This is a genomic window from Henriciella aquimarina (assembly GCF_002088975.1).
In the GTDB taxonomy this organism is placed as follows: Bacteria; Pseudomonadota; Alphaproteobacteria; order Caulobacterales; family Hyphomonadaceae; genus Henriciella; species Henriciella aquimarina.
Genome location: NZ_NCST01000071.1, coordinates 1 through 11617, shown reverse-complemented (window position 1 = coordinate 11617; position 11617 = coordinate 1). Strand labels below are relative to the sequence as shown.

Annotated in this window: 9 protein-coding genes and 1 pseudogene; 6 read left to right on the top strand and 4 right to left on the bottom strand. The window is 64.4% G+C overall.

Annotation, left to right across the window (positions count from 1 at the left end):
• Nucleotides 1–732, top strand: a pseudogene (locus B8784_RS11150) (DNA replication/repair protein RecF); the annotation flags it as partial.
• A 21-nt stretch (nucleotides 733–753) separates the two neighbouring features.
• On the opposite strand, the gene B8784_RS11145 reads toward B8784_RS11150, so the two are convergent.
• Nucleotides 754–2127, bottom strand: coding sequence for a hypothetical protein (locus B8784_RS11145; RefSeq protein WP_084398033.1), 1374 nt, complete (start codon nucleotides 2125–2127; stop codon nucleotides 754–756).
• The gene (locus B8784_RS11140; protein WP_143435438.1) at nucleotides 2124–2531 is read right to left on the bottom strand and encodes a hypothetical protein; all 408 of its coding nucleotides are present in this window, start codon (nucleotides 2529–2531) and stop codon (nucleotides 2124–2126) included. The genes B8784_RS11145 and B8784_RS11140 overlap by 4 nt, the downstream gene beginning before the upstream one ends.
• 155 nt (nucleotides 2532–2686) lie before the next feature.
• On the opposite strand from B8784_RS11140, the gene B8784_RS11135 reads away from it, so the two are divergent.
• The 3 genes from B8784_RS11135 (at nucleotide 2687) to B8784_RS11125 (ending at nucleotide 5262) form a co-directional block, all read left to right on the top strand.
• Nucleotides 2687–3514 (top strand): class I SAM-dependent methyltransferase, encoded by an 828-nt coding sequence (locus B8784_RS11135; protein ID WP_158085659.1) that lies wholly within the window; start codon nucleotides 2687–2689, stop codon nucleotides 3512–3514.
• A gap of 72 nt (nucleotides 3515–3586) precedes the next feature.
• Nucleotides 3587–4297, top strand: a complete 711-nt coding sequence (locus tag B8784_RS11130) for a substrate-binding periplasmic protein (RefSeq protein WP_084398030.1) — start codon at nucleotides 3587–3589, stop codon at nucleotides 4295–4297.
• The gene (locus B8784_RS11125) at nucleotides 4294–5262 is read left to right on the top strand and encodes a cation diffusion facilitator family transporter (RefSeq protein WP_084398029.1); all 969 of its coding nucleotides are present in this window, start codon (nucleotides 4294–4296) and stop codon (nucleotides 5260–5262) included. Before B8784_RS11130 ends, B8784_RS11125 begins: the two co-directional genes overlap by 4 nt.
• A gap of 16 nt (nucleotides 5263–5278) precedes the next feature.
• On the opposite strand, the gene hemN is transcribed toward B8784_RS11125, so the two are convergent.
• A complete protein-coding gene (hemN, locus tag B8784_RS11120; RefSeq protein WP_084398028.1) occupies nucleotides 5279–6634 on the bottom strand; it encodes an oxygen-independent coproporphyrinogen III oxidase in 1356 nt (451 codons plus the stop codon).
• Between the two features lie 257 nt (nucleotides 6635–6891).
• Between hemN and gyrB the strand changes: the two genes are divergently transcribed.
• Together gyrB and B8784_RS11110 are read left to right on the top strand one after the other, a co-directional pair.
• A complete protein-coding gene (gene gyrB / locus B8784_RS11115) occupies nucleotides 6892–9315 on the top strand; it encodes a DNA topoisomerase (ATP-hydrolyzing) subunit B (RefSeq protein ID WP_084398027.1) in 2424 nt (807 codons plus the stop codon).
• A gap of 6 nt (nucleotides 9316–9321) precedes the next feature.
• A complete protein-coding gene (locus B8784_RS11110; protein ID WP_084398026.1) occupies nucleotides 9322–10158 on the top strand; it encodes an AbiJ-NTD4 domain-containing protein in 837 nt (278 codons plus the stop codon).
• A gap of 355 nt (nucleotides 10159–10513) precedes the next feature.
• On the opposite strand, the gene B8784_RS11105 is transcribed toward B8784_RS11110, so the two are convergent.
• A complete protein-coding gene (locus tag B8784_RS11105; RefSeq protein ID WP_084396516.1) occupies nucleotides 10514–11434 on the bottom strand; it encodes a transposase in 921 nt (306 codons plus the stop codon).
• Nucleotides 11435–11617: the final 183 nt, after the last annotated feature.

Genomic DNA, 11617 nt, shown 5'->3' with positions numbered 1-11617 from the left:
GCCTCCGACCGGCGGCGCTTCTTCGACCGGCAGGTCATGGCGCATGTGCCCGCCCATGGCACCGCGGCGGCCCGCTATGAACGCGCCATGCGCGAGCGCAACGCGCTGCTGGAGCGCGGCCATGTCGACCCGGCCTGGGCCGACGCCATAGAGACGCGCATGGCCGAGGCCGGCGCCGAAATCGCCATCAACCGCGCAAGCGTGCTCGAAGCCCTGCAGGCGGCCGTCGACGGCAGACCCGAAGGCTTCTTCCCGAAAGGCGACCTGTCGCTCGCCGGCGAGGCCGAACAGGCGGCCATGGAGGGCGAGGATTTCAAGACCATTTTCGAACGCCTGAGCGAGGCCTATCAGGCAGGCCGGCGACGCGACATGGCCGCCGGGCGCACCCTCTCCGGCCCGCACCGCACCGACCTCACCGTCATTCACCGCCCGACCGGCATGCCCGCCGGCGACGCCTCGACCGGCCAGCAGAAGGCGCTGCTGATCGGGCTGATCCTTGCTTCGGCGGCCGCGCTTGCCAAAGGCGGCGAAGGCCCCTCGCCCATCCTGCTGCTGGATGAAGCCGCCGCCCATCTCGACGCCGACCGGCGCGCCGCCCTCTTCGACGAGCTTTGCGACCTGGGCGGGCAGGCCTGGCTGACGGGCACGGAAAGCTTCCTCTTCGAAGCCTTCGGCGACCGCGCCCAGGGCTTCGAGGTCAGGGATGGCGATGCAATCGAGGCATCGGGCTGAACCGGCCCCACCCCGAAAGCTTTAAGGCTGACCGCCAGCATCCGCATCGCAATGGCGCGACAGCTCATCCACCGTGCGTCCATACTTGGACGGCAAGAGCCGTTTCAGCTCCGGCCGGTCGATCTGGGTGCATTCCATCAGGCCGAGCACCAGGGCGGTGTCGGTCTGGACGGTCTCCATTTCCCGGATCTCGTCGCGCGAGGCCCCGGCCGCGATCAACGCTTTCTCATTCTCCATCGCCGCGATGTGGCGCACGGTGAGGTTCCAGGCGAGCGGCAGGATCCGGTCGATGCCGGCGGTATGTTCGAGCGCGGCCGGCCAGTCCCCGTCGAGGACATGGATGAAGCCGATATTTTCTTCCGTATAAGCCACGCCCACGGGTGTCGCCCCGCGCTCGGCCCGGATGCGGGCGGCTTCCCGCAGCTCACCGAGCGCCTCCTGCAGCGCGGCTTCGGAGTCCTCGCCTTCGGGCAGCTGCTCGCTGGCGACGAGCGCCACCAGCGTCGTGCCGACGCCGTGATGCGCCATCTGGGCATTCAGCAGGGTCTCTTCATGCTCGCCGCCCTCCAGCATGGCGGCGGCCTTGCTGAACGCCTCATAGGCTGTCAGCGCATCGCCGCGCTTTCTCAGGCACTGGCCCTTCCAGAGCAGCAGCATCGGCGCCTGCAGGCCGCGCGCCTGGGCCTGGTTCACATAGTCGACCACGGTCGCGCAGCCCCGGTTCCAGCCGAGCGACTTTTCATCCGCGGCGCGATATTCCAGCGCCGCCAGCCCGGCCGCGCCGCGCGCCTTCATTTCCAGCGTGCTGCCGGAATCGTAAAGCTCCGACATGGCCGCGCGCACCGCATCCATGTTCTGCCCGCCCCAATCGTCGAGCGCGGCCTGCAACAGCAGGCGCTCGTCCGGGGCCAGCAACTCGCCATCGCTGCCATCGGCACGCAGCACGATGGCGACGACCTGCGAGGTCACCTCGTTCAGCGGGATGCCGAGGAAATGCTTCTGGGCGAGCTCGAGCGCATTCTGCTTGTAGCCGGCGACCTGGGTGACGGAATCGGCACGCTGAATCTCACGCGCGAGCCCCGCCTGGCGGCGGGCGGCCTCATTCTCCTCGCGGATCGCGACAAGCGCCGACTGCGTCGACTCGCGCTGGCGCCCGGCCTCGCCGGCCACGATGCGCAGGTTCATCTCGTTCAGCCGGGTCTGCTCGGCATATTGCGACTTCAGGCCCGACAGCTCCATGAAGAAATAGATCACACTGCCCGCGACAATCACCGCCGCCATGCCGATGATCGCGGCCAGCGCCGTCATCAGGAAGCGGAAGCTCTGCTGCTCCTCGCGCAACTCCGCCAGCAGGTCTGCGGAGGTCACCCTCGGCTCGTGCGACGAGTCGTTCATGCCGCTACCTCTTGTGTGCGCGGCGCACCGGCCGCCTCTGTCCCGTCCTGCCAGACCTCATCGCCGAAGACCGGCTCCAGCATCAGCTTCATCGCAGTCTCGTCATCGCCTTCGCGGATGAAGGCCTCGGCGATCATCATCTTCACCCGCATCTGGCGGAACCGCCACATGCGCAGGGCGGCCCCGACCGCCGTCATCATGAAGAAATTCGTCGCCCCCAGCATGCGCTCGGGGTTCTGCGCAAACACGGCACTGCCCAGCGGCAGCGGATAGCGCCCGCTGAGCGTCGAGATGAAGGTCGCGAAACAGGCAAGCGTCGCCAGGATGGCAAAGACCAGCATATAGCGCGACAGGCGCGCGCGGTCCTTGATCTGCGCCCTGTGGCGGGCAATGAGCCGGTTCATCGTCCCCATGATGGTTAATGAATCCGACGTCCGCCGGGTGAAGTCAATTCAAATCACGGTTTGTCGCGGGCCGCCTGCAACAAGCCTTGAGCGGCTGTGCCGGGATGATTAAGTCTGAGCCGTCCAGGGGGCACCCAGCAAATGAGAGGCATGGCATGCGTGGTCCGGTCAGCGATCATTACAACCGGCCCGACCTGCTCGCGCAGGTCGAGAGGGCCCTCGGCGCGGCCGGCAAGTCGCCGGAAACCGTGACCAGTGAGGACCTCGCCCCCATCGAGGAATTCCATATGGGCGCGCGCGCGGCCACCATCGCGCTGATGCCGGGCCTGAAGCTCGACGAGACCATGCGCGCCCTCGATGTCGGCTGCGGCACGGGCGGGGTCGCGCGCTATGCCGCCGAACGGTATGGCTGCAAGGTGGACGGGGTGGACCTGACCGGCAGCTTCATCGAGGCCGGCAAGACCATCACCTCCTGGCTCAAACTGACCAGCAAGGTCACCCTGCACCGGGAAAGCGCCCTCCACACCCCGTTCAAGGACGAGACCTTCGATGCCGCCTGGATGTTCCATGTCGCCATGAACATCGAGGACAAGCGCTCGCTCTTCGCCGAGGTCTTCCGCGTGCTGAAACCCGGCGCGCGCTTCCTCGTCTATGACGTGATGCGCGGCGAGGATGCGGAAACCCCGCTCACCTTCCCCGTCCCGTGGGCGAGCGATGCCTCGACCAGCTTCGTGCGCCCGGCCGAGCGCTATGAGGAACATCTCGAAGCCGCCGGCTTCGCCATCGAGAAAGCCCAGCCCCGCCACGATATCGCCGACCGCTTCTTCGAAGCGATGGAGGCCAGAGCCGGCCAGCCGAAATCGCCGATGAGCCTCGCTTTGGTGATGGGCGAAACGGCGAAGGAAAAGGCCGCCAATCTGAAGAAGAATTATCAGGCAGGCCTGATCGTACCGACGGCCATCCTGTGCAGGAAGCCCGAATAATCAGGCTTAACGCGCCCGCACCTGCCGTCCTGACACACCGGAACAGGCCGGCATGACGGGCGTTTGGCCCGCATGATGACCGGAAAGACAGGACGAATACTGCTGGCGCTCCTTGTTGCTGGCAGTATCGCGGCCTGCTCCCGCTACCCCGCCGATATCCGGGGGTCGCTCGAACAGGCAAAACAGGACGCGCTGGAAGTCGGGGTCGCCGATGCCCCGCCATGGATCGCATGGAATGAGGGCAAGCCGGCCGGTGTGGAGGCCGACCTGATCCGCGCCTTCGCCGCGCGCGAAGACCTCGCCATCGAGTGGGTCCACCGTGACGAAGACACGCTGCTGCGGGCGCTCGAACATGGCGAGCTTCACATCGTTGCCGCCGGCCTGACGAAGAAGACGCCCTGGAAAAAGCATGTCAGCCTCTCCGAACCGGTCTCCACCTGCAGGGCCTATATCGGCGTACCGGCTACCGGCGCCCCGACATTGAGCGACAAGGATATCAAGGCCCTGACCGTGCGCGTGGAACGGGCCGGCGGCCTTGCCCATCGCGTTGAGAAACGCGGCGCGACGGTCGAGCGCGTGCAGGACCTGTCCGAAGGCGCCGGCCCGGCCGCCGCCGAGAAATACCGGCTGGCCGAACTCGGTCTCACGCCGGTCGGAGACACCCTCGCCAGGACCACCCATGTCCTCGCCGTACCGCATGGCGAGAACGCGCTCTATGCCGCGCTGACCAGGGCCCTGCCGGCCCGGCCCGGCTGCCTGCCGCTTGAAGGGGGCCGCCCATGAGACTCGCCCAGCAATACGAATATCCCGAAAGACTCCAGCCCGAGCGCCGCAAGGCCATCCTGCTGGAATGGATCACCTTCGCCTACCTGCTCAGCGTCGTCGGCGTCATGTACCTCGTCATGGGCGCCTCGCAGGCGATGAAGGCCGCCTGGCTGGAAGACTCGCTCAGCCTGATCCCGCCGCTTTCTTTCCTGATCGCGATCCGGCTGGTCCACAAGGCGCCCTCCAAGATCTTCCCCTTCGGCTTCCACCGCGCCTCCTCAATTGCCTATCTCGCCGGCTCGCTCGCGCTTTTCCTGATGGGCGCCTATCTGATGTACGACTCCTCGATGGCGCTCCTCAAACAGGAGAAGCCCACCATCCCGACCGTGCACATGTTCGGCACCACCGTCTGGATGGGCTGGATCATGATCGCCGTGCTCACCTGGTCCGGCCTGCCGGCGGCCATTCTCGGGCGGATGAAACTGCCGCTGGCGCGCAAGCTGAACGACAAGGCGCTCTATGCAGACGCCGCGATGAATTCCGCCGACTGGCAGACGGCCGCCGCCGCGATTGTCGGCATTCTTGGCATCGGGCTCGGCTTCTGGTGGGCTGACGCGGTGGCCGCGCTCTTCATCTCGTTCAGCATCATCCATGACGGCTTCTCGAACCTGAAGGATTCCGGCGCCCAGCTGCTCGACCGCACGCCGGAACCGCTCGGCTCGAATGGCGAAAAACTGCGCCAAGCCATCTGCGACCGGCTGAATGCGCTCGACTGGATCGAGGCTGCCGATGTGCGCCTGCGCGAAGTGGGCCACCTCGTCTTCGGCGACGCCTTCCTGACGCTGACCGGCGACCGCAAGCCGAGCCAGGAACAGATCGAGGAAGCCGAGCGGGTCGTGCGCGACACGGACTGGCGCGTCGGCGATGTCGCGCTCGCTATCGGCCATTCCGGCCATTCACCGAATTCCGAAGCCGGCCTCTAGCAATCCGCCCTGCCCGTCAGACCGCCTTGGCGTGGCGGGGCGCGTCGTCTTCGGCCGGCACATAGGCATCGAAGCAGCGCGCCACGGTGCGCATCAGTGCGCGCGCCTCTTCGGGAATCTCCAGCTGGCGCCCGCGGATGACGCACAGGCCGGCCGCTTCCAGCAGGCGGGCCCGCTCCAGCGAGGCGTCGAGACGGTCTTCGCTGACGCCCATTTCGCGGCAGACGGCGGCCGCATCGACGGCAAGATTGCACATCAGCATTTCGATGGCGCGGGCGTGCAGGCGGTCTTCCCCGACCAGGTCGATCCCGCGCTCGCTCGGCAAAGCGCCGCTGGCGATGGCCGCTTCCCAAGCCCGGCGGTCCTTGGTGTTCTGGACATAGCCCTCATGGAAGGCCGAGATGGACGACTGGCCGAGCCCGATCAGCGTCTCGCACGGATCGGTCGTATAGCCCTGGAAGTTGCGCCGCAGCCGGCCGGCTTTTGCCGCCACGGCCATCTCGTCGCCCGGGCGGGCGAAGTGGTCCAGCCCGATCGCGCTATAGCCGGCCGCCATCAGCGTGGCGCCGACCGCCTCGGCCTGATGGAACCGCTCGACCAGGCCGGGCAGCGTTTCCGCCTCGATGGCGCGCTGGTGCTTGGCAAACCAGGGCACATGCGCATAGCCGAAGACGGCGACCCGGTCTGTGCCCATACTGGCCGCAAAGCGGGCGGCCTCGACGACATCCTCGACGGTCTGCTGCGGCAGGCCGTACATCAGGTCCATGTTGATCGCACCAATGCCGGCCTTGCGCAGGTCTTCCAGCGTGGTCTCGATCATCTCCTGCGGCTGCACACGGTTGATCGCTTTCTGGACATGCGGCGCCAGCGTCTGTACGCCGAGGCTCGCCCGCGAGACCCCGCTGATAGCGAGCGCGGCGATCCGTTCCGGCGTCAGCGCGCGCGGGTCGATCTCCACGGCGATTTCAGCATCCGGGCGCAGCGTGAAGGCGGCTTCGATGTGATTGACGAGGCCCACGAAATCGCTGGCCGAGAGCGCATTGGGCGAGCCGCCGCCGAAGTGGAGATGCTTGACCCCGCCATGCGCGCCGAGCTGGCGCGACCAGAGGTCGACCTCCTGGTGCAGGAAGTCGACATAGCGGCTGATCCGCTCATAGCCGTTGGGCACGCTGGTATGGCAGCCGCAATACCAGCAAAGCTGCTCGCAGAAGGGCACATGGACGTAGACCGAGATCGGTTTTCCCGGTCGCACCATGCCGGCCCAGTCGGATGCCTCGGCTGCGGCCACGCCATTATGGAACTGCACCGCTGTGGGGTAGCTCGTATAGCGCGGCACGGCCGCCTGGGCGAAGGAAAGCCAGTCCTGTCTCATGCCCGCCAGATGCACGCTCCCGCGCCCGCGCACTATCCGTTAAAACCCCTAGATGCGCCTCTCCCTCCGCCCCGCCGGACGCCGGAAACCGGGCTTTTTGCGTGGCTTTCCGGCACCGCCCCCGCGAACAACTGCATACGGGGCCATAACACCCTGATTCAAAGGCGTTTATCCGCCCGCTCCAGATTTCCCTTTTGAGCTTGAATCCTCTATAATTTCAAAGAATTGTGACGAATCACGAGAACAGGCAGATCAATATGGCCGATACAGCTGAAAACATGCCCGAATACGGCGCCGACTCCATCAAGGTCCTGAAGGGGCTGGAGGCGGTCCGCAAGCGCCCCGGCATGTATATCGGCGACACCGATGACGGCTCCGGTCTGCACCACATGATCTACGAGGTGGTCGACAATGCGATCGACGAGGCGCTGGCCGGCCACGCCGACGAAGTGACCGTCACGCTGCACCCGGACGGCTCCGCCGAGATCACCGACAATGGCCGCGGCATCCCGGTCGAGACGCACAAGGAAGAAGGCGTCTCCGCGGCCGAAGTCATCATGACCCAGCTGCACGCCGGCGGGAAGTTCGACCAGAACTCCTACAAGGTCTCCGGCGGCCTGCACGGGGTCGGCGTCTCCGTCGTCAACGCCCTGTCGGACTGGCTGGAGCTGCGCATCCACCGCTCGGGCAAGGAGCACTATGTCCGCTTCATCGACGGCGGCCAGGTCGAGGCGCCGCTGAAGGAAGTGGGCGACAGCCCCGCGCGCGCCGACGGCAAGCCCTATACCGGCACGGCGCTGCGCTTCATGGTGAGTTCGGAAACCTTCACCATGACCGAGTATGACCGCAAGACGCTGGAACACCGCCTGCGGGAACTGGCCTTCCTCAATTCCGGCGTGCGCATCGTCTTCCGCGACCTGCGCGGGCCGGAGCCCTATGAGGCCGTGCTGGAATACGAAGGCGGCGTCAAAGCCTTCGTCGAGCACATCAACCGCCAGCGCCAGACGCTGACGCCGGATACGATCTATGCCGTCGGCGAGAAGGACGGCATCACGGTCGAGGCCGCGCTCGCCTGGACCGACAGCTATCACGAGACGGTGCTCTGCTTCACCAACAACATCCCGCAGCGCGATGGCGGCACGCACCTGGCCGGTTTCCGCGGCGCGCTGACCCGCATCATCAACAAATATGCCGCCGAGACGGGCGTGGCGAAGAAGGAAAAGGTCGAGATTTCCGGCGACGATGCGCGCGAAGGGCTGACCTGCGTGCTCTCGGTGAAAGTGCCGGACCCGAAATTCTCGTCCCAGACCAAGGACAAGCTCGTCTCCTCCGAGGTGCGCCCCGTGGTCGAGAGCCTGATGGGTGAGAAGCTTTCCGAATGGTTCGAGGAGAACCCGAAGGAAGCCCATAACATCATGCAGAAGATCGTCGAGGCCGCCGCCGCGCGCGAAGCCGCCCGCAAGGCGCGCGAGCTGACCCGCCGCAAGACCGCGCTCGACATCACCTCCCTGCCCGGCAAGCTCGCCGACTGTCAGGAGAAGGACCCGTCCAAATCCGAGCTGTTCATCGTCGAGGGTGACTCGGCCGGTGGCTCCGCCAAACAGGGGCGCGACCGCTCCAACCAGGCCATCCTGCCGCTGCGCGGCAAGATCCTCAATGTGGAGCGCGCGCGCTTCGACAAGATGCTCAGCTCAGACCAGGTCGGCACGCTGATCATGGCGCTCGGCGCCGGCATCGGGCGCGACGAGTTCGATCTCAACAAGCTGCGCTATCACAAGATCATCATCATGACGGACGCCGATGTCGACGGCGCCCACATCCGCACCCTGCTGCTCACCTTCTTCTACCGCCAGATGCCGGAAGTGATCGAGAACGGCTATCTCTACATCGCCCAGCCGCCGCTCTACAAAGTGACGCGCGGGCGCTCCGAGCGCTATCTCAAGGACGACCTGGAGATGGACAATTACCTCATCAGCGAGGGCACGACCGGCGAGACGCTGATCCTCGCCGACGGCACGCAGATCGCGGCCGAGGACTTGCGCGAGAATGTCCGCAAGGCGGCAAGCTTCAAGCAGGCCCTGTGGCGCCTGCAGCTGCGCGCGCCCGGCCCGATGGTCGAGCAGGCCGCGATTGCCGGCGCACTCGCCCCCGGCGCCTCGCAGGACGAAGCCCAGAAGACCGCCGACCGGCTCAACCTGCTCGCCGAAGAGGGCGAGGACACCTGGGAAGGCAAGTTCGAGGACGGCAATCTCATCCTGCGCCGTGAGGTCCGCTCGGTGGAAGAGAAGTCCGTGCTCGACAAGACCCTGCTGGCGAGCCAGGACGCGATCCGCCTCAACAATATCGCCAATGACATCCGCTCGCTCTATGTCGAGCCGTCCGTGCTGCGCAACGACAAGGCCGGCGAAGTCACCGTCTACGGCCCCGTCGGCCTGTTCGAAGCGGTGCTGGCAGCCGGGCGCAAGGGCCTGAAGATCCAGCGCTATAAGGGCCTCGGCGAGATGAACGCCGACCAGCTCTGGGAAACCACGCTGGACGAAAACGCCCGCACCCTGCTCCAGGTCAAGGTCGCCCACGCCGACGATGCCGACGAGATGTTCACCCGCCTCATGGGCGACATCGTCGAACCCCGCCGCGACTTCATCCAGGAGAACGCGCTCGAGGCGGAGGTGGATGTTTAGGAAGCCATGCCAAGTTTCTCGGAGCGAAATGGCCTAGTGAGTGCTTCCCAGCTTGAACTGGGTCAGGTGAACCAGCAGTTGCGAGCGTTTCTGTGGGCCGTGTTGTACGGAAGCATCCAGCAAAGCTTTGTGGATACCTACGTAGCTGGGCACTACCGCCTTAGAGATCCATGGCATTCAATCATTCACCATTATTGGATCATTGAACTTCATAAAATGTCAGACGAATTCCCCGTCAGTGCAGATATGGCGGCAGGAATCATAAAAGATGTCTTAGAAAACGCACCGTACGATAAGCTCTTCGACTGTTTGGAGTTTATATTGTCTCATGACTTATGTCCAAGCGATTTGGGCGACTCATTGGCCGCGGGCTTCACTATGTCCCGTTCAGCATATCGCATTTTGGATTCAGACCAGATCGTTCCTCTCGCGAATGATCAGCAAGCTAGTGCGTTCGAAGATGCCCTTTCCACGGCAAGAGGCAACCAGTTCGATGGCGCCACGCATCATTTAACTGAAGCAGCCAAATTGTTGCGAAATGGCGAGTGGTCTTCGTCGATAAGGGAGAGCATTCATGCGGTTGAATCGGTTTGCGTTACATTAGCGCCAAGTGAGAAAACCCTTGGCGCTGCTATAAAAGTGCTGGAAAAGAACAAGCTAATTCATTCGGCCCTGAAAGATGCGATAAGCAAGTTATATGGGTACACCTGCGACGAAGAAGGCATAAGACACGCCAAGGTTTTCCAAACTGCTGAAAAAATCGATGAACAGGACGCGATATTCATGCTCGGAGCATGCGCATCACTCGTCACTCTTTTTGTGAATAGATCGCGTAATCTTTAGCACTTTTTGAGCTGATTGGGGGGCAGCGAGAATCGCCGCAGTCCACGCTTGTTCCCCACACCCGTCACACTTGATGAGCCGCAGGCTTATCTGATGGCCCATCTCCAGCATTCGCCCATCCTGCCCGTCTAACCGTCCGGAGGTGCGCGCTTGAGGCCGTCGGCGCGGTTAAGCGTGATGAGTGGGAAGATCACGCTCAACACCCCGCTGCCTCGCGCTCTACAAACCCGTGAAGACAGGGGCCAGGGTGATAATGGTCCTCCAGGACAGAAAGCAGATCGCCCCGCCATGGTGACCTGCCTTCGCAGGTCTTTGCCGCAAGGGGCATGCGAGGCCGCCCATCCTTCGACGCCGCTCAGCAACTGTATTGGATGTCATGTTTTCTGAGTTTTGCGTTGAGGATTGTGAGGAGTTTTCTGGCGATAGCGATGAGGGCGAGCTTTGGAGGTTTTCCAGCGGTTCGCATGGCGCAGTAGGTCTGCTTGAGCCTTGGGTGATGGCGCGAGGCTGAGAGGGCGGCGAGGTAGAGTGCTTCGCGCACCCTTGCGCGCCCGCCCCAGACCCGGCGTTTTCCCCTGAAGCTTCCGCTTTCATGGGCATGGGGAGCAAGGCCTGCAAGGGCTGCGATGGGTCTTCGGGCCAGGTGTCCGAGCTCTGGCAGGAAGGCGAGCAGGGCTGCGGTTGTGACCGGTCCGACGCCCGGTTCGCTGGCGATGAGGCGGGCCCGGCCAGCCAGGGTGTCATCGGCCTCGATATGGACCGCGATCTCCTTGTCCATGGTGACGATCTGTCGGGTCAGGCCTGCGATCCTGGCTTTCAGCCGCCGCACCAGCGGGCCGCAGCGATAGCGTTCGAGCTGGTTGAGACAGGCTTTTCGGGCTTCAACAAGATCATGCCGGTAGGCGTGAAGCTCGCGCAGGACCTGCACGCCGGGTGCGGGTGGGACGTGCACCGGCAGGCTGATCTGGCCGGCCATGGCCGACAGGAGCCGGGCATCGACACGGTCTGTCTTGGCCAGCACGCCAGAGGCGCGGGCAAACTCGCGCGCCTGGCGCGGGTTGACCCGGTACATCCGCACGCCAGCCTGGCTCATCGCCCGTTCGAGCGCTTCGCCATAAGGGCCTGTGGCCTCGAAGACGATGGATGGGGGAGCCAGCAGACAGAGGGTATCGAGCCCTGCCGCATCATTGGACAGCCGGTGAAAGCAGCCGTCACGCGGATCGAAGACATCGAGATGCGTCTTGGAAATATCGACGCCGAGAGCAGGGTGTGACATGAAGAAAATCCTGTCCTTGTCATACGGGGTCGGCTGTCACCGCCCCTGGCAACTGTTCAGGCGACACAACTGTCGTACCCGGCAGGCGAGCCCCTGGCTGAGCCACGATCCGTCAAATCAAGGATGAGAACGGGGTCTCGCCTGCCACCCCTCTATCGCACACTTCAAACAGACAAGGATGAG

Bases quoted from the DNA above. Each gene is read 5' to 3' on its own strand.
- B8784_RS11145 (WP_084398033.1), bottom strand. From the start codon at position 2,127: ATGAACGACTCGTCGCACGAGCCGAGGGTGACCTCCGCAGACCTGCTG.
- B8784_RS11140 (WP_143435438.1), bottom strand. From the start codon at position 2,531: ATGAACCGGCTCATTGCCCGCCACAGGGCGCAGATCAAGGACCGCGCG.
- B8784_RS11135 (WP_158085659.1), top strand. From the start codon at position 2,687: ATGCGTGGTCCGGTCAGCGATCATTACAACCGGCCCGACCTGCTCGCG.
- B8784_RS11130 (WP_084398030.1), top strand. From the start codon at position 3,587: ATGATGACCGGAAAGACAGGACGAATACTGCTGGCGCTCCTTGTTGCT.
- B8784_RS11125 (WP_084398029.1), top strand. From the start codon at position 4,294: ATGAGACTCGCCCAGCAATACGAATATCCCGAAAGACTCCAGCCCGAG.
- hemN (WP_084398028.1), bottom strand. From the start codon at position 6,634: ATGAGACAGGACTGGCTTTCCTTCGCCCAGGCGGCCGTGCCGCGCTAT.
- gyrB (WP_084398027.1), top strand. From the start codon at position 6,892: ATGGCCGATACAGCTGAAAACATGCCCGAATACGGCGCCGACTCCATC.
- B8784_RS11110 (WP_084398026.1), top strand. From the start codon at position 9,322: ATGCCAAGTTTCTCGGAGCGAAATGGCCTAGTGAGTGCTTCCCAGCTT.
- B8784_RS11105 (WP_084396516.1), bottom strand. From the start codon at position 11,434: ATGTCACACCCTGCTCTCGGCGTCGATATTTCCAAGACGCATCTCGAT.